This is a genomic window from Variovorax sp. GW823-FHT04B03, from assembly GCF_058796495.1.
On sequence record NZ_JBXAIT010000006.1, the window covers coordinates 270207 to 295416 of the forward strand.

Here is a 25210-nt window from a genome sequence, read left to right on the forward strand (position 1 = left end):
TTTTGCCTTGTAACAGTCGGGTAACAGTTGATAATGATGCAGGCGTCGTTGCCCGACGGATCGGTCTTTTTCCATGATCAAGTTCCTCTTGCCCAGCCAGCTGGTTGCCGACAGGCCGGAAGTCCCCGGCGCCAGTCCGTATGCCGGTGCGCTGAACGATGCGTTTCGCGCGGCCTACCCGCTCGTCAAGAGCGCGGCCTGGCTGTCGCTGCCCATCAGCCTGTTCGGGCTGCTGCCTTCGATCTTCCTGCTGCAGGTGTATGACCGCGTGCTCTCGCGCAGCGGCGTCTCCACGCTCGCCGCGCTGGTGAGCGGCATCCTGTTCTTCCTGTGCATCGAGTTCTGGCTGCGCACGCGCCGCTCGCGCCTGCTACGCAACGCGGGCGCCACCGTCGACCACGGCGTGTCGGGCGCGCTGCTGCACTCCATGCTCGGGCGGCCGCTGCGCGCGCTCGAGGCGCGGCCGGCCTCGTCCTGGCAGCTGTTCTTTCGCGACGTGGGCGCGGTGCGCGGCACCGTCACCGGCGGGCTCGCGCAATCGATCTTCGACCTGCCGATGGCGATCTTCGCGCTGATCGTGATCGGCATCGTCGCGCTGCCGGTGCTGCCCGTGGTGGCGGCCTTCCTGGCCATCATGGCGTTCCTGGCCTGGTGGTGGGCCGACGAAGTGCGCGCCGGCCGCGTCGAAGAAGTGCTGCGCGGGCGCGGCCTCGATCGCATCACCTCCGAGATCTGCCATGCGCGCGAGACGCTCAAGGCGCAGTCGAACGACGGCCCGACCATCGAGGTCTGGCAGCAGACCTACAACGCCTGGCTCAGCGAGAGCTTCGGCAAGAACGGCCAGATCGAAACCGCGCGCGACGGCACCACCGTGCTGCTCACCGTGTTCTCGGTGATCGTCGTCACCGTCGGCGCCATCGCCGTCATGCAGCAGTGGATGACGGTGGGCGGCCTCGTCGCTTCCAACATGCTCGCGCTGAAGGCGCTGCAGCCGGTGGCCGGGCTGGTGTCGAACTGGCGCGCGCTGGCCACCGCCAAGGAAGCCGCCAAGCGCCTGGAGACCGTGCTCGGCGAGCCGGTCGAGAAGGCGCCCACCGGCATGGCGCTGCCGCAGCCGCTGGGCCGCGTCACGCTGAAAGACGTGAGCTTCAGCTTCACCGAAGACGCGCCGCAGCCCGTACTCGAAAACGTCGACCTCGACATCGGCCCCGGCGGCCTGCATGTGATCGTCGGGCGCAACGGCGCGGGCAAGTCGACGCTGGTGAAGCTGCTGTCGGGCCTGTACACGCCCACGCACGGCGTGGTGAGCATCGGCGAGTACGACCTGTCGCAGTTCGGCCGCGAAGAGCTGTCGCGCTGGATCAGTTATCTCTCGCAGGAGGTGTACTGGTTCGGCGGCCCGTTGGTCGACACCATGCGTCGCGGCGCGCCGGGCCAGAGCGACGAGCAGATCGTCGCGGCCTGCAAGCTCTCGGGCGCGCACGACTTCATCTCGCGCCTGCCCGATGGCTACCGCACCGTGGTGGGCGAGGGCGGCACCGGCTTCTCGGTGGGCGAGCGGCGCAAGCTCGCGCTGGCCATGAGCTTCCTGCGCAAGCCCTCGGTGCTGGTGCTCGACGAGCCCAGCAACGACCTCGACTTTCAAAGCGAGCGCAACCTGCTCGCGACCATGCTCGCGGTGGCCAAGGTGCGTACCGTGGTCGTGGTCACGCACTCGCTGCGCATCGTGTCGGCGGCCTCCGCCGTCTATCACGTCACCGGCCAGGGCAACGTGGAAATCGGCTCCGCCGCCGTCATGGTGCCCAAGCTCTTCGGCGTGAAGAAGCCGCTGGTGGCGCTGGGCGACAGCACCGACGACGGCAACGGCAGCAGCAACAACAATGCAGGCGTCCCGGCCGCCTCGCGCTCGATGGCGTGAGCAAGAAGGGCCACGCGATGCGTGATTCGTGGTTGTCACGGATCGACCGACTGACAGACAGAGACAGGGGAACGGGATTTTGAAACCAGACTTGCCGCAGGTGCTTCAGGGCGAGAGCGAGAAACAGGCGGCGCAGACCACGCCGCAAGGCCGGCGGCGCCAGTGGATCATCGGCGGCGCGGTCGCGGTGCTGGCGGCGGTGGGGCTCGGCTTTCCGATGGAAACCGTGGTCGTCGCACCGGGCCGCGTGATCCCCTCCGACCGCGTGAAGTCGATCCAGCATCTGGAAGGCGGCATCGTCAGCAACGTGCTCGTGAAAGAAGGCGACAAGGTCAAGCAGGGCCAGTCGCTGGTCGAGATCGACCTGGGCGGCAGCGGCCTGAACTTCGAGGAGCTCACCGCGCGCTACGCCGCCACGCAGGCCACGCGCGTGCGGCTCATTGCCGAGAGCCGCGGCCAGCCGCTCAAGCGCGATTCGTTCGATGCCGACATCGACGAAGCCGTACTCGAAGGCGAGATCGGTGCCTACCAGGCGCGCGCGCTCGAGCAGCGCGGCGTCATGGCCGGCGCCGTGTCGGGCCTGGAGCAGGCGCGCAGCAAGCAGCTCGAACAGCAGGCCAAGGCCAAGGGCCTGAACGACCGGCTCGCGCTGATGCAGAAAGAGCTGGAGATCTCCGAACAGCTGCTGAGCGAAAAACTCGTCGGCCAGGTCGAGGTGCTCGAGAAGCGCCGCCAGGCCGAAGGCGTGCGCAGCGAACTCGCCGTGGCGCGCCAGGGCGTGATCTCGGCGCAGGCCGCCATCACCGAGGCTCAGGCCAAGATGGCCGAGGCCGAAGGTCGCTTTCGCCGCCGCGCATCGGACGAACTCGCCACCGTCGAGCGCCAGTTCGCCAGCCTGAGCGAAGACCTCGCGCGCGCCCGCACCCAGCGCTCGCGCACGGTGGTGAAGGCGCCGGCCGACGGCATCGTGAAGGGCCTGCGCAGCTCCAGCGCCGGCTGGGTCGTGAAGCCCGGCGAATCCATCCTGGAGGTGGTGCCCGACGAGGACGAGATCATGGTCGAGGCGCGCCTCAATCCGAACGACCGCGGCTTTGTCGAAGTGGGGCAGGAGGCGCGCGTGAAGATCACCGCCTACGACTACCTGCGCTACGGCGCCGTCGACGGCAAGGTCAAGCTCGTGGCAGCCGACGCCGATCGCGATGCCGCCATTGCCAGCGGCGCGCCGTACTACCGGCTGCTCATCAGCATGTCGCAGTCGCACGTGGGACGGCCGGAAAACCGCGTCACCGCCGGCATGGAGTCCGAAGTCGACCTGCGCGTGGGGACCGATCCGTTCATCTGGTACATCCTGCGGCCTGTGCTCAAACTTCGGCGCGAAGCCTTCCGCGAACCATGAGCAAGCCCGTGTTGCCGGGCCGGCGCGCGCGCATCGCCCCGGGCGTGCTCTGCGCGACCTTGTGCGTCAGCATGGCGCTGCCGCCCACCGCGTATGCCCAACCGTCGCCGGAGCAGGAGGGGCCGCCTGCAGCGCTGGCACTGTCGCGCCGCCTGTCGCCACCGTCCCTCGGCGCCGCCAGCTACGCACAGCGCGTGAAGCAGGCGCTCATCGCGCTGTCGCAGGAGTACCCCGAAGTGCTGACTGCGCAGGCCGCGGCCAACACCAGCAGCTTCGGCGTCGACGCGGCCCGCATGGCGCGCTACCCGCGCTTCAAGGTCGGCACGTCGTCGGGCACCTACAGCAGCGGCGCCAAGGATGCGAAGAGCGAGAACTACACCGTGCTCACCGCCGAAGCGCGCGTGAGCCTGATCGACGGCGGCGCCATGAGCGCGGCGCAGCGCGCCGCCGAATTCGGCAACCAGGCCGACGACGAAGCTGTCACCACCACCTCGCAGAAAGTGGTGCTCGACGCGCTCACCGCCTACCTGCAAGTGCAGCGCTTCGACCTGAAGAAACAGATCGCGCACCGCGCCACCGAAGTGGTGGCCGACCTGTCGAAGGCCGAGGCGCGCCGCGTCGCGCTCGGTGTGAGCGGCGACAACGACCTCAACATGGCCGCCTCGCGCCGCGCCCTCGTGGCCGCGCGCGAGTCCGACTTCGAGGCCCAGCGCGACGAGGCGCTGGCCAAGTTCCGCAACTACTTCAAGTTCTCGCCCGCCCCCGAATCGCTGCCCGTGCTCGCCGCGCCGGCGCACTGGCGCATCGGCTCGCAGGAAGAAGCGCTGCGCCGCGCCGAAGCGCGCAGCACCGAACTGGCCGAAGCCCAGGGCCGCGTGGCGCGTGCGCGCGCGCTGGTCGACCAGACCGAAGCCAGCCTGTACCCCACGCTCGACGCCGTCGTCGTGAAGAGCAAGGACCCGCGCGGCGTGTCGCCGCAAGACCCCACGCGCGCCGCGTTTGAACTGAACTGGAACTTCGGCAACGGCTTCGACCGCCAGCTGAAACTCAAGGGCGCCCTGGCCGAAGTGGCGAACCAGGAAGCCAAGATGGAGGGCGTGAAGCTCAACCTGATGGAGCTCACCGCGTCGTCGTGGTCCCGCACCGTGGCCGGCCGCGAACGCGAGCGCCAGTTGATGGAGGCTGTCAGCACCTCGGGCCAGGCCTTCCGCGGCCGCCGCCGCCTCATGGAGTTCGGCCGCGAGACCCTGCCCCAGGTGCTCGATGCCCAGCTCGACTACTACACCCTGCTGTTCGACTACATCGACGGCGTGTTCGACCTGCGCATTTCGGAACTGCGCCTGGCGCGCACCACCGGCGAACTGCGCATCGACCCCATCGGCGCCAACAACTGGATCGACCGCATCTTCGGGCCCCCGAGCCGGAACGTCCTGACCGAAGACGGCCTGCTGGGCGCGCTGTGCATCTCGAGCAACACGACCTGCGCGAGCGAACCGTTGGTCGACCGCGCGCCGGGCGCATCGATTGCGAACCCGCCGCTGCGCCGGGCGATGCGCCTCGGAACCCAGTAGCCTTCAGAGGCAAGCGCAGCGAAGCCCCTTCGCGAAACACCGAGGAACCGGCTTTGCCGGGCCTCAGGTGTTGCCCCCGGTAGGGGGAAGGAGAAGCGGACACGAAGTGCCGCGCAGCCTGGGGGCGAGCTAAGTCTCTTCGGGGATGCCAGGCTCGCCGTCGAGGATCTGGTACTTGCGCATCTTTTCCCACAGCACCTTGCGGCTGATGCCCAGGTGCTGCGCCGTGTCCTGGCGCTTCCAGTCGTTGATCTCGAGCGCCGCGATGATGCGGTTGCGCTCGCTGCTGTTCCAGCCTTTGCGATCGCCGTTCGCGTCGAGCGGGACCCCCGTGCCGTTGCGGTCGGTGGCCAGCGCCGCGGGCGCCGGCGTGCCGCGCGTGAGCGCGATCGCGCGCTGGATCAGGTTCTGGTCCCAGCTGTGCAACTGCCGCGCGATCACGCCCACGCGCTCCGCGAGGTTGCGCAGCTGCCGCACGTTGCCGGGGAAATAGGTTTCGGCCACCGCATCACTGAGCCAGTGCGGTGTTTCGCCCAAGGCCTCGAGCTCGTCGCCGAGCACGTTCGCCAGCAGTGCCTTGAAGATCGCGATCTTGTCGATCTCGCCGCGCTCTTCGAGGCTCGGCACATGCAGCTCGATCACCGCGAGCCGGTAGAACAGGTCGGCCCGGAACTCGCCGCTCGCCACCATCTCGCGCAGGTTGCGGTTCGTCGCCGCCACGAGCCGGAAGTCGACACGGATCGGCGACGTTGCACCCAGCCGCGTGACCGCGCTGTCTTCAAGCACGCGCAGCAGCTTCACCTGCTGATAGCGAGGCAAGTCACCGATCTCATCGAGAAACAACGTGCCGCCCGTGGCCTGCTCGAAGTACCCGCGGTGCGCGTGCACCGCGCCCGTGAACGAGCCCTTCGTGTGGCCGAAGAACAGCGACTCGAACAGCCCATCGGGAATCGCACCGCAGTTCACCGCCACGAACGCGCCCTTGCCGTACTGCTGGTGCCCGATGTGAAGTTGCTGCGCAATGCGCTCCTTGCCCACGCCGGTCTCGCCGCGCACCAGCACCGGATGGTTGCAGTCCGCAAAGGCGCCCACTTCGGCGAGCAGCCCTTTCATTGCATCGGAATGCGCCACCAGCACGTCGGGCGCCTGCGGCGCGACATCGCGCGCACGCAGCTGGCGCACCAGCTTGGCCACCATCGTGCGCAACTCGGCGCAGGTGAAGTCGTAGGGAAGAACGTGCAGGTACTCGGGCGGATACGTGCGCGAATCGCGCTCGCGCGAGGCCGCAGCGACCCAGATCACGGGCATGCCTTGCAGCAGCTCGGTGGCATGAGGAAGCCCGCCGCCGTCGATCACGGTGACGCTGATGATCGCGACGGAAGGGCGCAGCGCGACACCGCGGTCCTGCTGGGGCGGCGGCAGGCCATCGGCCCGGATGACTTCCACGTCGAAGCTCGCCATGCACCGCGCAATGCGGTCGAGGATGTCGGCTTTGCCTTCCCAGACAAAGAGGTCGAGTTCGTCGAAGTTGGAGGGGGCGCTCATCTAGGGAATCAGCATTTCAATAAACAAGCTCCGCGCTCCCGTCGCATGTGAGTCGCCCGCCGACTTCCGTCTGAGCGAGATTGGCACCGAGCACGTCGCGGATCAAAGTGTTCACGAGAGGGTCGAGCAGCGGCGCGAGAACGCCGCCGACAACGTCCTGGAGGACGCCGATGACGGTGCCCAGGGTATTCGTCAGGGCGGTGAGCACGTTCTGCAGTCCTCCGTTGGGACTGCCCGTCGGCGTGATGACGCTCAGCATGTTGAGTCCGTCGAGCGTCGAAGTCAGGCTATTGATGATGTTCAGCGAAGTGACGGGCAGGAAGGGTGTTTCCTGTTCAAGGTCGGCAAGATCGGGCGGATTGACGAAGGTCTGCGATGCGCTGGACTTGGCGACCGGCACGTCGGCCTTGAGGCCCAAGCCGCCACCGTAGAAGGCCTTGCGATGCGCCTCGTCGCACTCGACGGGGATCAGTCCGAGCAGCAGGCGCGTGCATTTGAGTAAACCGATGTCGATCACGGGGACGGGAGCAACCGCAGGTGGCGCGTTCGAGGCGAACACCTTGCTCTTCGCATCGGCCGTGGAGGTCCCCATCTTGCCGATTCGCAGTTGAGCGGCTGCCGTGGAGGTCTGTACCGACAGGGTCTTCGCGTCCGCCGGGCAACTGAAGTTGTTCACGCGCGATTCGCCGCCGCCCGCATCGAGGTTGATGTCGAGACGAATCGGGGCGGGCAGGATGTCCACGTCGGTGACATCCTTCGTACAGGCGATCAAGCAACCCAGAACGTCGCTGAGAAGATTCAGCTTGAAGCTCAGCAGATCGTTGAGAAGAGTGGTCACCGGCGACAGCAGTGTTGTTACGGCATTGAGCAGGCTAGTCACCCCGTTCAACGCAGGCAGTTCCACGGAGATCAAGGTCCGGATCTGCGCGGTGCGCACGTAGATCTGGTTGGGCCCGGTCGGATCGAGCTTGGCCAGCCTCGGATCGCCGACGGCGGAAATCTGCGGAGGCTCGATGACCTGGATGTTCGCCGTGACCGACAGCGCGCCGGGAACCGTGAGCGGGACGCTAGCGACCAGTGCGTTCTTGCCGTTCGCTACCTGGACCACGCCCTGTAGCAGCTGGAACAGCTGAAGATCGAGGTTCAGCCCCGCCGCATCCGATCCGGTCTGGACACCGAGCAGATCGCCCAGCTTCACGACGGTCGGCGAGATCTCCGCGGCCGCCTGTATCAAGCCCAGTGCCTGGATGGCGGCGGTGGCAGTCGCCCCGCTTTTCTGCAGCGCGTTGATCATGGCTTGGATCAATACCCCGACACTGACGTCGGTTCCCAGCACCTGGTCGTACTTCCCGGCCCCTATCCCCAGGTCGATGCCGAGCTGGTCGAGGAAGCTGAGCAGCTTGATGTTGGTGTTGACGAGCCCCTGCCAGCCCGCGATATCGAGCGACAGCGAGCCGCCGAGCAGCCCGCCAAAGACAGCATTCAGCAGGGACACCTGGGTCGGGTCGACTGTCAGCAGAGTGCTGCGTATCGTCAGTGACGCTAGGGGCTGCCGTTGAGCCGCAACTGCTTGAACACATATCGTCCGATTGCCTGCAAAGAAAGGAAGCAAAGTAGAAGACGGGGGCTTGATTCGCACGCGAAATGCGTTCTCTGGCGGGGCAAGGGGAGAAAAGTGGTCATCGGTGCCAGCAAAGCAGTCCGTGCTGGCTGGCGTGACTTTCGTCGGGTCCCAGTGCCCGCATATTGCTTCTGTAAGAACAATGCCGGCGAAGTTCTTTACTGCGTTTGCGCGCGCGGCTAGCTCTGCAGAGTCGCATGCACTGGTTCCCCCTGGCTGCCCCAGCTTCTGCGCTCCAGCAAGGGCGGCGAGGTCTGCGGTTTTCTGAAGCTCTCGCTTCAGGTAGAACTGGTATCCCAGTTCCGCGCCCACAAGCGTGATCACGATGAGGCTTAGCGCAATGGCCGTATTGATGACGATCGACCCGCGCGCAAGCCGTCGCGCGGGGGATCGAATGGGGCGTGTCGGTGTCGTGTTCATGCCGAGAGCCATTTCATGAAGCCTTGAGCGCCACAGTTGCGCGGCTTTGCAACTTGGGCGGAACCCAACTGGTATCGAACAACGACACCAAAGGTAGGATGGGGTTGTCCCCGTAGCGATAGGTGACGGTCACTGCGCAACTTGCGTCAGCCGGTGAGCATCCGGTGAGCGAGACGGAGGTCAGGTCTGAGGCGCTGCTTGGGCAGGTGAGCGGTGGCACAACCGAGCTTGCCAGCGAGTTTGAAACGGCTTGGCACACGCTGGCCAGCGACGGCGGTTGCGGCAGCAACCTGGCCGCCCGAGCCCCATCCTCTGCCGCACGCGAGATGGCTTGCTGCGCATAAAAAACTGCACCGAAGGTCACCACGCCGTACATCGCAATGAACAGCAGCAAGAAGACAAAAGCGAACTCAATGGCGGCAATGCCGCGTTGACGTCTGCCTGCATGGGGGGGGCGCCGCGGCTGGGTGTTGAGGACGAACATGGTTCCTACCTCAGTTCCAGCAGCATGCTTGCCTTGCCGGCGATCTGGTCGGGAACGGCAAAGCCCGGCAAGGGGGGCAACAGCGATCCAAGGTTCTCGGCTTCAACGACGACGTGGACCTGGCACCGTTGGCTCCATGCGGGGCCACAGCTGACTGCTGGACACAGCGGAACTCCCGCTGCGCCCTCTACCCGGCAGATGGAAACATCTGCCGGCAGTTTCACTTGAGGCATCCATTCGCTTCGATTTCTTGTGACATCCTGTGCGCGGAGTACGCGAGCGCCGAGGTTGCTCTGGTACTGCAGCGCCGCCCGCGCCCCATCTTCCGCCGCGTTCTGCAACCCCAGCCGAAACGCGAACAGCATGCCGTAGCAGATGACCGCGTAGAGGAGGGTGAAAAAAATCAGGAACACCATGGCGAACTCGATCGCATACACACCGCGCTGGCAGCGCGGCGAAGGGAGTGCACGGGTCGTCCGCATGGTGTGGTGTGCGTCGGCGCGATGTGTCGAAAGCGGCTGTTTCTCGTCTTACTTGCTGCCGCCGCCGGTCGACGTCTTGACCGTCGAACTCATGTGCTCTGGAATGGGATGCTCGAAGCTCTTCAGGTAGCGCTCGTAGCTGCGGCTGGCGACACTTCCCGCGATAGGCCGGGGCGTTTTCGACGCGATCTCTCCGCTTCGCTGCCAGGCGAAAAGGCCCGACGTCGCATCGCCAACCTGAAGCGGGAGGCTGTAGGTTTCTTCTTCCTCTGCCACAACGGCCGGGGCCTCCATGGCCGGCTTCGCAGCGGCGGCGGCAGCATCCGCGGCCGCTGCTGCGGTGCTGCTGGTGCCGCCTTGCGCGGCGCCTGCGCTGGCTGTCTGCGCAGAGGCTGCCGCCGTCACGAAACAAAAGGCCGCGGCCAGCGTGCAGGCGGACAGTGTGGAAAGCCGGTGGGCAAGCTCGTTGTGGTTCATGGTGTCCCTCGTGGTGAAGTCGGGTTCGGTGAAAGAGGTGTGTCTGCGGCCGAGACGGACGGGTTCAGCTGTGTGGCGGTGCGCACGCCACCCATGCCAGCCCAGCGGGTGGGCTTGAGTGCGAGTGGCAAGGGCGCCATCGGCTCATCGCGCGGCAGCTTCGCGGACGCAGGTGCCGAGGCGGCGGAGTTTCCTGCTGTGGCGCGCATCTGCAATGCAGCCGCGCGCACGGCGGCGCGCGTGGCTTCAGGCATGCGGTTCGCATCCATCAGGGCCGTGGCTTGTTCCGGCTGATGCGTGGCCTCAAGGTAGAGCGTCACATTGGCCTGTGCCTGCTTGCTGTCGGGCTGCAATTGCAGGGCCTGCATCAGGGGCAGCCGTGCTTCCTCAAGCTGGCCGGCGCGCAGGCTCGCATAACCCAGATCGCTCAGCAGCAACGCGTCGGTCGGCGTTCGGCGCTGTGCCTGCTTGAACAATTGCACTGCCTCCGCGTAGTGGCCGCGTGCACCGGCCAGCAGGCCCAAGCCCCTGTAGCCCGCGCTCTCCTGCGGCGTGTTCAGCAAGCGTTTGTAGGCGGCTTCGGAAGGCTCAGCCTGGCCAGTCTGGCGCAGCGCGTCGGCGCGTACACGGGTGGAGTCGGGCGTGATGCCCCAGCGCTGCTCCAGGGCGTCGATGTGCGCAAGCGACGCGAACCACAGGCCCTGCTGCTGCATCTGGCCGACGACCTTGAGATAGGTCGCCTGGGTGTCGATATTGGCGCCAGTCTTCATTTCGCTGGCGGCCTCGAAGGCTTGCCGCTGCTGGGCGTCCTCGCCGGCGGCATAGTGGTCCTTGGTGGTTGCACAGCCGGAAACTGCGAGAACCAACCCCGCAGTCACGGAGGTCCATGCGACGCGTACAAGTGGATTGAAGGATGCTTTCATTTGCCGACGCTCCCCAAGGCACGAATGATGGCCATAACACCAGGGCCCGCCGTCACTATCACCAGTGCGGGAAGCAGCGTGGTGACCATGACCGCTGTCATCTTTACCGTGATCTTTCCGATGCGTTCCTTCATTTCCGAACGACGATGCTCGCGAAGGCGATCACTGAAAACGCGCAGCGGCTCCTGGACCGCGCCGCCATGGCGGTCAATCTGCACCAGCAGTGCGACCAGGCTGCTCAGGTTTTCATTCTTGTGCAGCGTGGCGAGGCGGTGCAGCGAATGTTCTCGGGTGCGGCCTTGGGCGTATTGCCGATTGGCCAACGTCAATTCGTTCCCAAGAACGCGCAGTACATGCGAGAAGTCATTCGCCATGACCTGCAAACCCTGGTCCAGGCTCATGCCTACGCCTTGCAGCAATTTCAAAAGATCCACGAAAAGCGGCAGTTCTCTGGCGACTTGCGCTCGTCGACCCGCGGCGATTCGGCTCAGCGCCCATTTCGGCCCCATGAAACCGATCACGAAGAGGATGGCAAGCACGAGGATGACCGTGCTTTGTTTGTGCCCTTCGCTCCAGAAGGTAAAGGCCAGCAAGGGCAGCAAGATCGCCAGCAGTACACGAGTGACGAGAAAAACCAACTGGGCCCGTTGAGAAGGCAGCCCACATTGGTCGATGAGGTTGCGGTCCTCGTCGGCAACGAAGGCCCGTCCGAGGCGCGAATCCAGCCAATGAAATGGCAACTCGACGTCGGGGTTGTATTGCCCCCCGAACTCCGTGTCGACTTCAGTGGTGCCCATGGCCGATGGCATCGTGCCTTGGTGAATCGCCTTGCCGATCGCCTGGCCGCTGCGTGCACGGCGCAGTTCCGACGCAATCAACGTACCAGCCGCTACAAGCAGGCCGAGCGCAAGCAGTCCCAGGCTGATGACCGTCAATACACTGGACGTCAGCATCATGCGATCCTCGCAAGCCGGTACAGCAGCAGGCCACCCAGCGCTTGAAGCCCAACGCCCGTGAGGACGAGCATCCGGCCACTGTCATCGTTCCACATCCCCAGGAAGTAGGCGGGGTTTTTCATGATCATGAAGGCGCACACCGCTATCGGAAGCAAACCGAGAATCCAAGCCGATAGCCGCGTTTCCGAGGACATCGCCACCAGCTCGTGCTCGGCTTGTTCGCGATCGCGCATGAAGTTGCTCACGCGTTCGAGCAACAGGTCGGCGCGTCCGCCGTAGCGCACGCCCAGCCCAAGGATCGCGGCCAGAAGAAACATCTCTTCGACGCGCACCGTGGCGGCGGTCTGGTGCAGTGCCTTGTCCAGGTCCACACCCGCACGCACCAAGGCGGCCGAGCGTTCCAGATGGCCGCGCAGCGGCTCCTGTGTGCTGCCGATGGCAAGCTGGAAGGCAGCCTGCGTCGAATTGCCGATGGTGATCAGGCGAACCATGGCGTCGATGTATCCGGGCAATTGGCTCACCAGCTTCTGACGCATCTTTTGCAATCGAAGCCAGACACCGAAAGTGCCGGCCAGCGCGAGCAGCAGAAGCGCGGCGAACGCGGCGAGCCAACCACCGAACAAGCCGGCCACGAGCGACAGCGCCACAGCGGCAATCAAGCCGAGAACGAGCACCCGAGCTTCGACCACGCCCACCAGCCATCCGGGCATCGCCCGGTCAAGCCAGCGTTTAGGCCGAGCGGCCGCTGCAGCCGTGGCCTCGGTTTCGAGCCACGGGTCGGTCAGTCCGGAGACGCCGCTGCTCATTGGCTCGGCCACCCGCGCGGGTGGCACTGCGGAGAAGGCCGCTGGTGCTGGCGCGCCCGTACCCGCCCGGATCTGTTGGTCGAGATGCCGTCCCACGGCGTGTTGCGTCTGGCGCTTCTTTGCCCATTGCCACAGGAACAACCCGCACGCCGCCAGCAGCAGCGCGACCACTGCAATGCCGAGCAGCACGACCTCACGCACGGGGCTCTCCCTGCTGCGAGCGTGCGAGCGATTGGCGGAACCGCGTGATCTTCGGCGAATGCGGTGCGATGCCGAGCGACACCCAGCGGTCGCGTTCTTCGCCGTCGGGCGAAACAATCGGCTCGTAGCGATACAACTCCTGCATCGCCACCACGTTGTCGTTCACGCCAGTCACTTCGCTCAGCGAAATGATGCGGCGCTGGCCATTCGACATCCGTCCGATCTGCACGATGAAGTCGATGGCGCTGGCGATTTGGCGCCGCAGGCTCACTTCACTGCCCTGGTAGCCGGCAAAGCCCGCAAGCATTTCGAGGCGATAGAGACATTCGCGCGGCGAGCTTGCGTGGATTGTCCCCATCGAGCCTTCGTGGCCGGTGTTCATGGCCTGCAACATCTCGATGACTTCGGCGCCGCGCACTTCGCCCACGATGATTCGGTCCGGTCGCATGCGCAGACTGTTGCGCAGGAGGTCCCGGATCGAGACCACACCCGTGCCATCGAAGCCGCCGGGGCGGCTTTCGAGTCGCACCACGTGGCTGGTGCTCAGCGAGAGTTCGGCTGTGTCTTCGATGGTGATCACGCGCTCGCGCGAGGGGATGAAGCTGGCCAGTGCATTGAGCAGAGAGGTCTTGCCCGAGCTGGTGCCGCCGCTTACGAGCACGTTGCAGCGTGCGCGTACCGCGATCTCGAGCAACTGGGCCATGCCGGCATCGAAAGTGCCGAGCTTCACCAAGTCAGCCGGTGTGAGCGGCTCCTTGCGGAACTTTCGAATCGAAACGGAGAGTCCGTCAATCGCCAGTGGTTCGATGATCACGTTGATGCGGCCGCCATCGGGCAACCGTGCATCGACCATCGGGTTAGCCTCGTCAAGCCGGCGGCCCAGCGGCGCGAGGATGCGACGCACGATGCGCATGACGTGCTCGGAATCGGCGAAGCGCAGCGTCTCGCGCTCCAGCATGCCGTGCCGCGACACATAGACGTTCTGGTAGCCGTTGATCAGGATGTCTTCGACGGCCGGATCGTTCAACAGATCTTCCAGCGGGCCGAAGCCGGCCAGTTCCTTGGTCAGCGCATTGGAGATGAGCTGCATCTCGCGGTCGTTGATCGGCACGCGGCGAAGGCGCACAAAGCTATCGACTTCGAGTTCGACGAACTGCTGGATCGACGCACGGGACCAGCGGCCGAACTCCGCGCCCAACTCTTCGATGCGGCTCAGCAGATGGTCGTGCGTCCAGCTCTTGATGTCCTGGAACTGCTGGGAGTTGATGAACGCCTGGTCGTCGTCGGCGAATTCGATATCGGTGGACATGGGCTGTTCAACCTTGGGTAGAGCTCTTCCGGAGGCCGGTGATCTTCGACATCAGCGTCGAGGTCCAGCGCGTGGCGCCGGCTGGCGTGGGCACCGAGCCTGTCGTGCATTCCTCTTGCAGGCTGCGCGCGAGGCCGGCCACGGCTTGCGAATAGGGGTCGTTGCGTGCGATACGCACCAGCATCTCGCCGCGGCTCGCGGCGCCGAGCAATGGGGCGCTGCGCGCCGGCAACACGTGGCGAAGCGGCAATTCGAGCCGCTCGGCGATGTCCTTGGCCGACAGCCCCACATGGCTGTCGAACTTATTGACCACGAGCGACAGCTGACCGGTCTCGATGCCGCGCGTGCGCAATTCCTTGAGCATGGTTGCGGTGGACACGATCGCGCCGATACTCTGGTCGCACACGACCCAGGCGCGTTGGGATTCCTTTACCGTCTGCGCCACGAAGTCGATGGTCGAGAAGCCGCCGAGGTCGGCAATCTGATAGTCGAAGAACTCGCCCAACCGCTTGATCAAGGCGACCGAGTCGGCGTGCGATATCTCGCGCACCTGGGCGAGGCTTGCCGGCAGCGGCAGCACCGCGATGCCGCTGGCGTGATGCGCGAGGGCGGTGTGCAGCAGTGTCTGGTCGAGGCGGCGCAGGTTGCGCACGCCGTCGACGAAGCTGAAGCTGCTCTGCGTGTCGAGGTAGAGCAAGCCGTCGCGTGCAGGCAGGCCCAGGTCGAGCAGGGCCACACCGTGTCGCGCGCTGCGACCCGGGGCCTTTGCTGCCGCTTGCGTCGGCAGTGCCAGTTGGTCTTGGAGCACGATCGACAAGCTGGCCGCAAGCGTGGTCACGCCGATGCCCGGCCGGGCACCGAGCAGCGCGATGGTGTTTCCGCGCGTGCCGCTCGACAGAGTGCTGCGGCGGTCGAGCAGCTTGCGCAGCGTATTGGCCGCATCGGTCTGCGGTGCGGCCATGTCGATGAAGTCGTCCACACCGGCACGCAGCGCGGCCAGCATCGAGGCCGGCTCAACCGAGACGCCCGTTGCCAATACCGGCAGCTCGGGCCAGTCTCGCTTGAGGTGTTGATGCAGCTCGCTCGCCGCCTGGGCGTGGTCGCCGGAGAAGTCGAGAAAGACGGCTGCGGGGCTGAGCAGGGCGATGCGCTCGCCGACCAACTTGGTGTCGGGCGGCAGAACCACCACGGCACCCTGTCTGCCGAGCGCATCGGTCAGCCAGGTGATGTGGCCGTCGTGAGGCGAGGCGAAGAGGTAGGTCTCTGCGCCAGTCTCTGGAAGCGGGTCGCGTGGGGCATTCATGGCGTCGGCCACGGGTGTTCGGTAGCTGGTGTCCATCAACGGGAGAAGCCTGGCACCGTCGTGCCAGAGGCCGGCCCTAGGAGATGGGCGCGCCACACAGGGCCATCGCGCTGCTCGGCGCCGCCGGGCAGGTACGGGGCGAGGTCGGTGTTGCGCGCGATCGGCTTCACTAGGTGGGGCGTGACCAGAATTACCAGTTCTTTTTCGTTCATCTGGTACCTGTTCTGTTTGAAGAAAGTACCGAGCACCGGAATGTCGCCGAGCAGCGGCACCTTGTCCGCATTCGAAGTGGTGGTGCGGCTCACGAGGCCGCCGATGATGAAGCTCTCGCCATCGCCGAGTTCGACCGTGGTGTCGGCGCGGCGCGTGGTGATGGCCGGCACGGCCACGCCGTTGATGCTCAGCGAGTTGGTGTAATCGAGATCGCTGGCTTCCGGTGCCACCTTGAGCACGATGCGCTCGTTCGATAGCACTGTGGGTGTGACCGTGAGGCCGATGCCGAAAGGCTTGTATTCGATGCTTGTCGTGCCCAGCCCCTGCGGCACGGGTACCGGTAATTCGCCGCCGGCCAGAAAGCTAGCACTCTGGCCCGACAGCGCCACCAGCGTGGGCTCGGCGAGCACGCGTGCCATGCCGTTGCCTTCGAGAAACCCGACGTTCAGTCCGATGCCGGCCTTGCCGAAGTTGAACAACAGGCTGAAGGCTTGGGCGAGGGGATTGTTGTATTCGCCGCTGATGCTTCCATCCGACGCGAAAGACGCGGACTTCAGCGACGACGGCGTGAAGGAGCCGAAGCTGAATCCGTTGGAATTGGCGCGCGTGCTGAAGATGTTGAGGCCTGCCTGCTTGAGCACGCTGCGGTTGAACTCGACAACCTTGACTTCGACCTGCACAGTGTTGCTGCGCACGTTGACGACGGAGCGATCGACCAGCGGGGATTTCTCTCCGCCAGCGGCAAGCGCCGTGTCTCGCGCGTCCTGGTGCGCAGTCATGCTGTCAAGCGAGCCGGTGAGTGTGGAGGCGCGCCGGCGTACTTCGAGCGTGTACACCGTGGCGGTCGACTGGCCCTTTTCCCAGAGCATCAGTGTGGTGCGGCCTGCAGCCTTGCCGGTCACGAGCAGACGTGCAGCCGGGGAGTTCGGCGTTTGGCGGGTGAGCGCCACCCCAGCCACCGCTTCGTCGGCAATGGCCATGCGCTCGATGCCCTTCGGGATCAGCAGCTCCTTTTGTGTGCCAGCGTCGACGCGGAATGGGATCGACGCGCCCGGAGCGACGGCTTGTGCATTGGCGACCGAGGACGCAATGGGCCAAGCGCTCGGCGTCAGGAGGCACAGCGCCACGAGGGTCGGACGCAGGGCATGAGCCGGAGCGCTGGGCTTCGTGCGGGGAGGGAGCGTCATGGTGGTGTGTTTTTCGTGCGGGGCATGCATGGCGTGGCGCCGATCAATAACGGATGGTTTCGCTGCGATCGCCGCGGATGACTTCGACCTGGAGTCCACCGCGGCTGGCGCCGGTGCCGGTAGCTGCGGGGGCGCGCACCGCGGCTGTGGGGGCGCGAAGGGCGCCGGGTTTGCCGCCGGTCACGAAGTCGGCGGCCGTCAGGCCGGCCTGGGCGCGGTCCAGGCCTTCGAGCGGCGCGCGCGGCGGTTCGCCGCGCTTCGGTGGTGCTGGCTGCAGGGCCGTGGGCAATTCGGCAAACAACTTCGGATCGGGCTCCGACATGTCGGTGGGATTGCGCAGGGCCAGCAGCAGGCGGCCGCTGTTCTCTGCGAGCGCCAGTCGATTGACATCGTCGACCGGTACCGCAAGCACGGCTGTGCGCGCGGCTTCGGCGCGCTGCTGTGATTGGGAGTTGCCGTTCTTGTCGGCTTTAGACGCCAGGCCGTCGACGGATGCACTGCCGAACGCCAGCACGCGCTTGCGCGACAGCAGCAGGCGCGCCTGGCTGCGGTCGATGTCCTTGCTGTCGGACTTCAGCATCAGGAACACGTCGACGAAGTCGCCGGGCTGGACCTTGTTGCCCACGCCCATGACCTCGTCGGCCTTGATCGCCACAGCGCGCTCGCCTTCGGCAACGCGCAAAGCGAGACCGGAAACCAACTGGCCTTCGAGCAGGGGCGAACCTTCGCTCAGATCAATCACCGGAACGCGGCCGGCGAGCGGCGCGGTGTCCTTGAAGGCCCCTGTCGGATTGATCGTCAGTTGTTCCACACGCAGCGCGTCTGCGGGGATCGCTTGGCCGGCCAGCAGTGCCTTGGTAGCGACGACCACGGGAAAGGTCTGCGCCTGTGAAGTTTTGACAGTCGCTGTGCCGGAGCTTGCTGCTGCTGGCGGCGGAGGCGGCGCCTTGCGGCTGAGAACCCATGCATAGCCTCCGAGCGCGAGGGCCAGAAGCACGAGGATGGCGGCGATGATTTTGGGGAGGTTGATCATGGGCGGCGAACTGAAGGAAGGGGGCAAGCGATCAAGGGAAAGAAATGAAGGGCCTGCGAGACGAAGCAGAGTTGGCTGCTAACTCTGTCGGCCCCAAACCATCCACGCCGCAGCGGTTAGGGCTAGGTAAGCCGCATAAGGAATGATGCGAAGCCGGCGTGTCGGAACGCCGGATTCGGGTGTTCGCGACGGGCCGGCAAGCATCAAGGCGAGTCGCGGGAAAAAGGGCCAGCGCTTGAGCGCGAGCCAGAGGACGCTGTGGGCGCTGGCCAGTAGGCTGGCGCCGATCCAGATCGGTATCAGGGCCGACAGGCCGACCCATAGTCCCAGGGCGCCAGCGAATTTCACGTCGCCTGCTCCCATCAGTCCAGTTGCGTAGAAAGCGAGGAGCAGAAAGCCAGCCAGCATGCCGAGCAGCGCGGCCCGCCAGTCAGTTCCGAAAGGCTGGGTTCCTAACACAAGCGCTGCAAGAGCTGTGAGGGCCCCTGCAAGCACAAGCCAGTTGGGAACGCGACGCTGCCGGCAGTCATAGACCGCAACAAGCACCAACCAGAACAGACAAGCTATCGCCATGCCATTTCCCAGAAGGCGCGTGTTATGGCGTGATATCGAGTTTGCCTGCGACTTTTACAAAAATAGCGTTCAAATTAGTTCCGATGTCTGTGAGGGATACAAGGATTACAACGGAAATAAGACCTGCAATAAGGCCGTATTCAATTGCAGTAGCACCTTCTTCATCGCGCAGAAAACGAGTAATAGAACTAAGCATGGTGATCTCCTGAAAGGAAGTGTTAACAAAGGCTGGCACGGTGGATGTTATACAGCGTAACTCCGTGTATCAACAGGAGAAACACACCGGATCGAGTCCCGGATGTGCTACTCGGAGGGGTAAAGCAGGAAGGCGGCCAGCCTCGTTCGGCCCCCACAACGGGGCAGAAAAGGTCACTTATTCACAGTCTGGAGATGTTCGTTTCCCTCTGTAAACCGCATGCAGCCTTGCACGGACGAGGGGAACACGTTACGGGCGTGGGAACGTCCGGACGTTGAGCGTTACGGGAACATGCCCGTTACGTGTTACGTAGCGCGGTACCTAGGAGTTCAATTTGTAACACTCGACAAGGCGGCTCCGTTTGGGCAATAAATCACACTTTTGGGGCCGAGACCCCTTCGGTGATGTGGGCTCAGCCGAGGATTTCTTCGTGGAAGAGCTTCCACTCGCCGCCCTGGCGGAGCCAGTACTGGCGGCGGGTGCGGCCGTTCTTCTCGCCCTCGAACACCTCGCCGAAGGTGGCGACCATGGTGTCCTCGGTGTCGCGCCAGTGCAGGTACGACGTGTCCTTGATTTGCACTCGTTTACCTTGTGCGTAGGTCAATTCGTCGCGGAGTACCGCATCGGCGTCGACGGGCTTGCGGCTGGCGCGCTGGAAATCCGGCAAATAGAATTTTTTCAATTGCGCTTCATTGCCGCTGGCGCGCGCGTCTTTCCAGGCGGCAATTGAATCGGCGAATTTCTTTGTTTCTTTTTCGGCCTGCGGCTGCGAAATCCATTGCAGGCTGCGCGCGGTGACGACGGGGGTGGCGCCGATCTGGACCTTGCGCAGCAACTGCTTGAGGTCGGGGTTGGCCATGACGACGCAGCCGTCGCTGGCCAGCGGCGCCCGTGCGAACTGCTGGGGCGGGGTGCCATGCAGCCAGATGCCGCTGCCGGTCTTGCCGCGCCGCACGTCGTACGGGTTGGGGTAGTTGATGGGCAGGGCGCCGGCGCCGTAGAAGTCTTTCAGCGAGCGCGGGTCGAGGCTGCTGGTGATGTAGTACACGCCCAGCGGGGTGCGCGCGTCGCCTTCGACGGCCTTGTCGGTGCCCGACTTGCCGACGGAGATGTAGTAGTCGGCGACGAGCTTCAAGCCCTTGTCGGAGTTCTCGAACAGGTACAGCCGCGAGCGCGAAGCGTCGACGGCAATGGCGAAGCGGCTGCGGGTCGAGAGAGCGAGGAACTGCGAGGGCACGGTGCCGGCGGGCGGGCGTTCGCGCAGGGCCTGCAGGCGGCGGCGCGATTCCTCGTGCAGTTCGACCATGGCCGGGTTGCCGCGCAGGCGCGCGATGCCGGCGGTGTCGGGCATGGCGTTCGACGGCGGCACCTGCGCCGCGAGCAGGTCGCCGTACACGAGCTGCGCGAGCTGGAAGTTCGGGTGGTCGCGCACGAGGGTCTGGGCCTTGGCCAAGGCCTCGCGGGTCTTGCCGCGGCCGAACAGTTCGTAGACGCCGATCAGGCGGGCCTCGGCGCCGCTGGCTTCCTGCAGCGGCGCGGCGGTTCTGGCGGTCTTGCGCGCCGGGCGCGTGGCGCCCGCGTTGTCTGCCGCGACGGCGGACCGCTTGCCCTTGGCTTGCAGCTGCGTCTTGCTGGCGCCGCTGCCGGCTTTGGCGCCTCGGGTTTCCTTGGCGGACGCACGGCTGCCGCCCGCCTTGGCGGCCTTGGTGCCGCTGGTTTTGGCGCTGGCCGACTTGCTGCTGGAACTGTTGCTGTTGTTGGCTGCGAGCGCGGCGCCGGGCGTGGCCAGCAGGAGCGCAGAAGCGGCCATCAAGGCCGCGAGCAGCTTCCCGCTCCGCAGCGGGAACGGGAGGGTCTGAAGCCGGCCGTGCCGGACGATGTCTGCCACTAGCCGCCGACGCTTTCCTTGCGAATGTGCCACTGGTTGCCGGAGCGTTGCAGCTCGAGCGTCTTACGGCTCGCGATGTTGAGGTTGTCGGCGCGGTAGACCTGGCGGAACTTGGCGGTGGCGGTCTGTCCGTCGACCTTGATCGCGAGGTTCTCGAGGTTCACGCTGATGCTGGACTTGCCGACGATGCGCGCGCGGCGGTCTTCTTCCCAGGCCTTGCGGCTCTGGCCGCCGGCGGGCACGAAGTCGCTGCCGTAGGCGGCGAGGTAGCGGTCCATGTCCTGGCTGGCCCAGGCCGAGGCCCAGCCGCGCACGACGGATTCGATCTCGGCGTTGGAAGCCGGGGCTGCAGCAGGCGCTGGTGCTGGCTCAGGCGTCTTGGCAACCGGCGCGGGCGCTGCGGCCACCTTGACGGGCGGTGCGACAGGCGCGGCGGCGGGTGCCGGCGCGGGCGCAGGCGGTGCCTTGGCGACGGGCGCAGGTGCGGGCACGGGGGCCGGAGCAGGTGCCTTGGCAACCGGTGCGGGCGCAGGCGCCGGGGCGGGCTTCGCAGCCGGTGCCGGCGCGGGCGTCGTCGTGGCCGAAGCCACGAGGGTCGAGCCCTTCGAGCCGGCCGCCGGCGGTGCGGTGAAGAGCGTGCGGATCACGGCCAGCTTGGGCTGCACCGCGGTGTTGTTCTGGTCGAGCTGCAGCGCCTTGCTGTAGGCCTGGCTGGCCAGCCGCGCGTACACGTCGCCGAGGTTTTCCTGGGCGGTGGCGTAGCTGGGGTTGGTGCGAATCGCGCTTTCGAGGGCGTTGCGGGCCTTGTCGAACTGGTTCTGGCTCGCGTAGATGACGGCGAGGTTGTTGAACGGCTCGGGCAGCTCGGGCGCATCCTGCGTGAGCTGGGTGAAGGCGGCGATGGCCTCGGCGCGCTTGCCGGTGTCGAGCTGGATCACGCCCTTCAGGAAGCGCATCTGCGGATCGCGCGGCTTGTCCTTGAGGAAGGCCTCGGCCTTGGTCATGGCCTCGTCGAGCTTGCCGGACTGCATCAGGCGGTCGACCTCTTCGTGCTCGGTCGCGGCCAGCGCGGGAAGCGCGGCGCCGCAGGCCGCAACGGCCAGGAACAGGGCGCGCACGGTGGGAGAGAAGCTGAAGCGGGCGCGAGGCCGGGGGCTCTTGGGCATTGCGGACAAGACCTCGTTGGTGGGGAAGGGGAATGCGGCAGGCATTGTAAATGCGCCCGTCACCTCTGGATACCAAGCTGACGGAGCCCTGCGATGGCCCTATTCACAGTTGTGCCGAACTTGTGCGCTGCAGCATCATCATGTAACGTCTCGTAAGCAAAATGCACGTGTTTACCCTGATTTTTCCAACCCTCCGGAGTCCGTTTTGAAGATCACCAAACGCCGCCTGCTCGAAGGCGGCGCTGCAGCCATTGCCACCTCGCTGTTCACGCCGGCCTCGTGGGCCCAGCGCGCAGCAGGCGGCGATGCCGCCTGGCCAACCAAGCCCGTGCGCATCCTTGTGGGCTTTCCGGCCGGTGCCTCGCCCGACCTGGCGGCGCGCGCCATCGCGGAGCCGCTCTCGAAGCTCCTGCGCCAGCCGGTGACGGTGGAGAACAAGCCCGGCGCCAGCGGCAACCTCGTGGCCGCCGAAGTGGCCAAGGCCACGGACGACCACACCGTCGGCGCGCTGATCAACGGGAACCTCACGATCGCCAAGCTGCTGAACCCCTCGCTCGACTTCGACCCCGAGAAAGACTTCGCCCCCATCGGCCTGATCGGCACCGCGCCGCTGGTGCTGGTGGTGTCGGGCAGCGCCACGGGCAAGTCTGCGGCCGACCTGCTGCTGTGGGTGCGCAACCTGGGCGGCGCCGGCAAGTACGGCACGCCGGGCGTGGGCACCGTGGGCCACCTGGGCATGGAGCTGCTCAAGAGCCGCGCGGCCATCACCGCGCAGCACAAGCCCTACACCGGCAACCCGCAGGTGATCGCCGGCATCCTCGCGGGCGAGATCCAACTGGCGCTGCTGCCGCCGGGCCTGGCGATGCCGCACGTGAAGTCGGGCAAGCTCAAGGCCATCGGCGTGACCTCGCCCGAGCGCAGCCCGCTGGTCAACGAGCTGCCGACGATCCGCGACGCCGACGTGCGTGGCGCCGACCTCGAGATCTGGACCGCGCTCGCCGCGCCCGCGAGCATGAAGCCGGCGGCTGTGACCAAGCTCAACGCCGCGCTGGTCGAGGTGATCAGTTCGCCCGAGGTGAGCGGCGAGCTGCTCAAGACCGGCTGGCAGGCGCAGCCCGGTTCGCCCGACACGCTGGCCAAGCGCATGCGCGCCGACACCACGCGCCTTGGTGGCGTGATCCTCATGAAGGGCATTCGCTCCGAGGCTTGAGCCTTCGCGAGGGCGACCGCGCTGCGGCTACAGCAGCGCCGACACCTGCCGTGCCGCATCGATCAGCGCCGGCAGCATCGTCTCCTGCATCACCTTCGCACTCGTGCGGTTCGCCTGCCCGCTGATGTTCAGTGCGGCCACCATGCGGCCCTGCCGGTTCACGATGGGCGCGGCCACGGAGATCAGGCCTTCTTCCAGTTCCTGGTTCACCAGGCACCACTGCTGCTTGCGCGCCTGGGCCACCTTGGCCATGAGCGCGTCGATGTCGGTCACGGTGTGCTTGGTCAGCGCTTCGAGGTTCGAGGCCTCGAGGCGCGCGCGCACCTCGTCGTCGCTCAAGTCGGCCAGCAGCAGGCGGCCCAGCGAGGTGCAGTACGCCGGCAGCCGCGAGCCCACGCCCAGGCTGATGCGCATGATCTTCTGCGTCGGCACGCGCAGCACGTAGACGATGTCGGTCGCGTCGAGCACGGCGGCCGAGCACGACTCCTGCACCTGCTGCACCAGCGCCTCCATCACGGGCTCGGCGCGGTTCCAGATCGGCATCGACGACAGGTAGGCAAAGCCCAGGTCGAGGATGCGCGGCGTGAGCGTGAAGAGCTTGCCGTCGGTCACCACATAACCCAGCGTCTGCAGCGTGAGAAGAATGCGCCGCGCCCCCGCACGCGTGAGGCCGCTGCCGGCCGCCACTTCGCTCAGGGTCTGGTGCGGTGCGCTCGCGCTGAACGAACGGATCACCTGCAGGCCGCGCGCAAAAGACTGCACGTAGCTGTCGCCGGGAGCGGGCGTGTCGGCGGTGGACGTAGCGGAAACGGGGTGGGTTGCCATGGCGAGCGATCCTCTCTAAAATTCATTATACGAACAAAAGTTCTTTAGGCGAACAAATTGCGATTCGCGAGGGTTCGTGAATTCGGCAGGGTGTTCGCACCGTTCGGTTTCTTTCTTCACTCCCGGAGACAGGCTTCATGATCAACAAGATCGCGCGCTCGGTCGCCGATGCCCTGGCAGGCATCCAAGACGGCGCCACGGTGCTCATCGGCGGTTTCGGCACCGCCGGCATTCCAGGCGAACTCATCGACGGCCTCGTCGAGCAGGGCGCCAAGGACCTCACGGTCGTCAACAACAACGCCGGCAACGGAGAGACGGGCCTGGCGGCGCTGCTCAAGGCCGGGCGCGTGCGCAAGATCATCTGCAGCTTTCCGCGCCAGGCCGACAGCCAGGTGTTCGACGGGCTCTACCGCAGCGGCAAGATCGAACTCGAACTCGTGCCCCAGGGCAACCTCGCCGAGCGCATCCGCGCGGCGGGTGCCGGCATCGGCGCCTTCTTTTGCCCCACGGGCTACGGCACGCAACTGGCCGGCAACCGCGAAACGCGCGAGATCGACGGCGTGCAGTACGTGCTCGAGTACCCCATCCACGGCGACGTGGCGCTCATCAAGGCCGAGCGCGGCGACCGCTGGGGCAACCTGGTCTACCGCAAGGCCGCGCGCAACTTCGGCCCCGTGATGGCCATGGCCGCGAAGAAGACCATCGCCACCGTGCACGACATCGCCGAGCTCGGCACCCTCGACCCCGAGACCATCGTGACCCCGGGCATCTTCGTGCATCAGGTGGTGCGCATCGAACGTGTCGCCACGCAAGCGGGTGGCTTCAAGAAGGCAGCATGACCATGGCATACACACGTCGCACCAAAGACCAACTGGCAGCCCGCGTCGCACAGGACATCTTCGACGGCGCCGTCGTCAACCTCGGCATCGGCCAGCCCACGCTGGTGGCCAACCACCTGCCGCAGGGCCGCGAGGTCATCCTGCAAAGCGAGAACGGCATCCTCGGCATGGGCCCCGCGCCGGAGGCCGGCGAAGAAGACTACGACCTCATCAACGCCGGCAAGCAGCCCGTCACGCTGCTGCCGGGCGGTTCGTTCTTCCACCATTCGGACAGCTTCGCGATGATGCGCGGCGGCCACCTCGACATCTGCGTGCTCGGCGCGTTCCAGGTGTCGGCCACCGGCGACCTCGCCAACTGGCACACGGGCGAGAAAGACGCCATTCCCGCGGTCGGCGGCGCGATGGACCTGGCCATCGGCGCCAAGCAGACGTGGGTCATGATGGATCTGCTCACCAAGCAGGGCGCGAGCAAGCTGGTGCAGCAGTGCACCTATCCGCTGACCGGCATCGGCTGCGTCAAGCGCGTGTACTCCGACCTCGCCACGCTCGAATGCACGCCGCAGGGCCTGAAGCTCGTCGACACCGTCGAGGGCCTGAGCCGCGAAGAGCTCGAGACGCTGGTCGGCCTTCCGATCGCCGCCTGATCCCATCCAAGTAATCAGAGAGAG

The 25210-nt window shown here is 65.9% G+C and carries 23 protein-coding genes; 6 read left to right on the forward strand and 17 right to left on the reverse strand.

The annotated features are described in order from the left end of the window. Positions 1-73: 73 nt before the first annotated feature. The 3 genes from AC1RAD_RS25200 (at position 74) to AC1RAD_RS25210 (ending at position 4885) form a co-directional block, all read left to right on the forward strand. Positions 74-1918, forward strand: coding sequence for a peptidase domain-containing ABC transporter (locus tag AC1RAD_RS25200; protein ID WP_492737828.1), 1845 nt, complete (start codon positions 74-76; stop codon positions 1916-1918). A gap of 100 nt (positions 1919-2018) precedes the next feature. Then, a complete protein-coding gene (locus tag AC1RAD_RS25205) occupies positions 2019-3314 on the forward strand; it encodes an HlyD family type I secretion periplasmic adaptor subunit (protein WP_492738094.1) in 1296 nt (431 codons plus the stop codon). Continuing rightward, on the forward strand, positions 3311-4885 hold the full coding sequence (locus tag AC1RAD_RS25210) for a TolC family protein (protein WP_492737829.1): 1575 nt from the start codon (positions 3311-3313) through the stop codon (positions 4883-4885). Before AC1RAD_RS25205 ends, AC1RAD_RS25210 begins: the two co-directional genes overlap by 4 nt. Positions 4886-5014: 129 nt before the next feature. Here AC1RAD_RS25210 and AC1RAD_RS25215 read toward each other — a convergent pair whose 3' ends face one another. The 16 genes from AC1RAD_RS25215 to AC1RAD_RS25290 all read right to left on the reverse strand — a co-directional run bounded on the left by AC1RAD_RS25215 (position 5015) and on the right by AC1RAD_RS25290 (position 21668). After that, on the reverse strand, positions 5015-6430 hold the full coding sequence (locus tag AC1RAD_RS25215; RefSeq protein WP_492737831.1) for a sigma 54-interacting transcriptional regulator: 1416 nt from the start codon (positions 6428-6430) through the stop codon (positions 5015-5017). Between the two features lie 16 nt (positions 6431-6446). Then, entirely contained in the window at positions 6447-8471 is a 2025-nt protein-coding gene (locus AC1RAD_RS25220) for a TadG family pilus assembly protein (RefSeq protein WP_492737833.1), read from the reverse strand. Positions 8472-8484: 13 nt separating this feature from the next. Then, complete coding sequence (locus AC1RAD_RS25225) at positions 8485-8955, reverse strand: TadE/TadG family type IV pilus assembly protein (protein WP_492737835.1); 471 nt, start codon at positions 8953-8955, stop codon at positions 8485-8487. A 5-nt stretch (positions 8956-8960) separates the two neighbouring features. Beyond that, a complete protein-coding gene (locus AC1RAD_RS25230) occupies positions 8961-9437 on the reverse strand; it encodes a TadE/TadG family type IV pilus assembly protein (protein ID WP_492737837.1) in 477 nt (158 codons plus the stop codon). A gap of 48 nt (positions 9438-9485) precedes the next feature. After that, positions 9486-9914: a DUF3613 domain-containing protein gene (locus AC1RAD_RS25235; RefSeq protein WP_492737839.1), complete on the reverse strand. Its 429-nt coding sequence runs from the start codon at positions 9912-9914 to the stop codon at positions 9486-9488. Continuing rightward, positions 9911-10837, reverse strand: coding sequence for a tetratricopeptide repeat protein (locus tag AC1RAD_RS25240; RefSeq protein ID WP_492737841.1), 927 nt, complete (start codon positions 10835-10837; stop codon positions 9911-9913). Before AC1RAD_RS25240 ends, AC1RAD_RS25235 begins: the two co-directional genes overlap by 4 nt. After that, positions 10834-11790 carry a type II secretion system F family protein gene (locus tag AC1RAD_RS25245; protein WP_492738095.1) on the reverse strand — a complete coding sequence of 319 codons (957 nt, stop codon included), beginning with the start codon at positions 11788-11790 and terminating at the stop codon, positions 10834-10836. Before AC1RAD_RS25245 ends, AC1RAD_RS25240 begins: the two co-directional genes overlap by 4 nt. Next, positions 11790-12800 carry a type II secretion system F family protein gene (locus AC1RAD_RS25250; protein WP_492737843.1) on the reverse strand — a complete coding sequence of 337 codons (1011 nt, stop codon included), beginning with the start codon at positions 12798-12800 and terminating at the stop codon, positions 11790-11792. The genes AC1RAD_RS25245 and AC1RAD_RS25250 overlap by 1 nt, the downstream gene beginning before the upstream one ends. After that, positions 12793-14109 (reverse strand): TadA family conjugal transfer-associated ATPase, encoded by a 1317-nt coding sequence (locus AC1RAD_RS25255; RefSeq protein WP_492737845.1) that lies wholly within the window; start codon positions 14107-14109, stop codon positions 12793-12795. The genes AC1RAD_RS25250 and AC1RAD_RS25255 overlap by 8 nt, the downstream gene beginning before the upstream one ends. Before the next feature lie 7 nt (positions 14110-14116). Then, positions 14117-15448, reverse strand: a complete 1332-nt coding sequence (locus AC1RAD_RS25260; RefSeq protein ID WP_492737847.1) for a CpaE/TadZ family protein — start codon at positions 15446-15448, stop codon at positions 14117-14119. After that, on the reverse strand, positions 15448-16716 hold the full coding sequence (locus AC1RAD_RS25265; protein ID WP_492738096.1) for a type II and III secretion system protein family protein: 1269 nt from the start codon (positions 16714-16716) through the stop codon (positions 15448-15450). Before AC1RAD_RS25265 ends, AC1RAD_RS25260 begins: the two co-directional genes overlap by 1 nt. Before the next feature lie 139 nt (positions 16717-16855). Then, complete coding sequence (gene cpaB / locus AC1RAD_RS25270; RefSeq protein ID WP_492737849.1) at positions 16856-17845, reverse strand: Flp pilus assembly protein CpaB; 990 nt, start codon at positions 17843-17845, stop codon at positions 16856-16858. 78 nt (positions 17846-17923) lie between these two features. Next, a complete protein-coding gene (locus AC1RAD_RS25275; protein ID WP_492737851.1) occupies positions 17924-18418 on the reverse strand; it encodes an A24 family peptidase in 495 nt (164 codons plus the stop codon). 22 nt (positions 18419-18440) lie between these two features. Beyond that, positions 18441-18614 carry a Flp family type IVb pilin gene (locus tag AC1RAD_RS25280; protein WP_153282113.1) on the reverse strand — a complete coding sequence of 58 codons (174 nt, stop codon included), beginning with the start codon at positions 18612-18614 and terminating at the stop codon, positions 18441-18443. A gap of 412 nt (positions 18615-19026) precedes the next feature. Continuing rightward, positions 19027-20424, reverse strand: a complete 1398-nt coding sequence (locus AC1RAD_RS25285) for a L,D-transpeptidase family protein (protein WP_492737853.1) — start codon at positions 20422-20424, stop codon at positions 19027-19029. A 77-nt stretch (positions 20425-20501) separates the two neighbouring features. Next, positions 20502-21668, reverse strand: a complete 1167-nt coding sequence (locus AC1RAD_RS25290) for a nuclear transport factor 2 family protein (protein WP_492737855.1) — start codon at positions 21666-21668, stop codon at positions 20502-20504. 205 nt (positions 21669-21873) lie between these two features. Here AC1RAD_RS25290 and AC1RAD_RS25295 point away from each other — a divergent pair, with 205 nt between their 5' ends. Further along, positions 21874-22878, forward strand: a complete 1005-nt coding sequence (locus AC1RAD_RS25295) for a Bug family tripartite tricarboxylate transporter substrate binding protein (RefSeq protein ID WP_492737857.1) — start codon at positions 21874-21876, stop codon at positions 22876-22878. Positions 22879-22905: 27 nt separating this feature from the next. Here the strand turns inward: AC1RAD_RS25295 and AC1RAD_RS25300 are convergent, their stop codons facing one another. Continuing rightward, a complete protein-coding gene (locus AC1RAD_RS25300; RefSeq protein ID WP_447747034.1) occupies positions 22906-23703 on the reverse strand; it encodes an IclR family transcriptional regulator domain-containing protein in 798 nt (265 codons plus the stop codon). Between the two features lie 137 nt (positions 23704-23840). On the opposite strand from AC1RAD_RS25300, the gene AC1RAD_RS25305 reads away from it, so the two are divergent. Both AC1RAD_RS25305 and AC1RAD_RS25310 read left to right on the forward strand, forming a co-directional pair. After that, positions 23841-24542 (forward strand): 3-oxoacid CoA-transferase subunit A, encoded by a 702-nt coding sequence (locus tag AC1RAD_RS25305; RefSeq protein WP_062482447.1) that lies wholly within the window; start codon positions 23841-23843, stop codon positions 24540-24542. Beyond that, positions 24539-25186 carry a 3-oxoacid CoA-transferase subunit B gene (locus tag AC1RAD_RS25310; protein ID WP_062482449.1) on the forward strand — a complete coding sequence of 216 codons (648 nt, stop codon included), beginning with the start codon at positions 24539-24541 and terminating at the stop codon, positions 25184-25186. The genes AC1RAD_RS25305 and AC1RAD_RS25310 overlap by 4 nt, the downstream gene beginning before the upstream one ends. Positions 25187-25210 lie beyond the last annotated feature (24 nt).